Here is a 311-nt window from a genome sequence, read left to right as displayed (position 1 = left end):
CTTGGAGTGCTTGGTTTGACAGTATATGGAATCTGAATGGTTTCTTCACTCGTATCACCATAAACAAGCTTAGCTGAGATTTGGTGTTTACCTAGGTCTGTAGGAACTGTTCCTACTGCTTCCACGTGATCTTTGCCTGTCGCGGTTACAGCACCTGTGAGGTCTGTCGCCTCTACGGCTTCACCTTTCACCTTGGTAATGTCGGTGATGGTCACAGTATGTGCTGTCGGAGTGATACTTGCACTTGATGCCTGACTGGTTGTAGCGTCGCTTCCCTTGGTTGCGCTGACACTTACTGCTTGACCAGCTGT

Annotated in this window: 1 protein-coding gene; it reads right to left on the bottom strand. The window is 48.9% G+C overall.

All coding sequences use genetic code 11. The features are described 5' to 3' along the window. Positions 1 to 311: hypothetical protein (locus HW098_RS10250; protein ID WP_176140028.1), on the bottom strand; the 311-nt coding region annotated here is incomplete at both ends.

Origin of the sequence: Streptococcus sp. 1453 (assembly GCF_013276955.1) — a bacterium.
GTDB lineage: Bacteria > Bacillota > Bacilli > Lactobacillales > Streptococcaceae > Streptococcus.
Note: the sequence above shows the minus strand (reverse complement) of the source record. Positions and strands in the feature narration are given on the sequence as shown.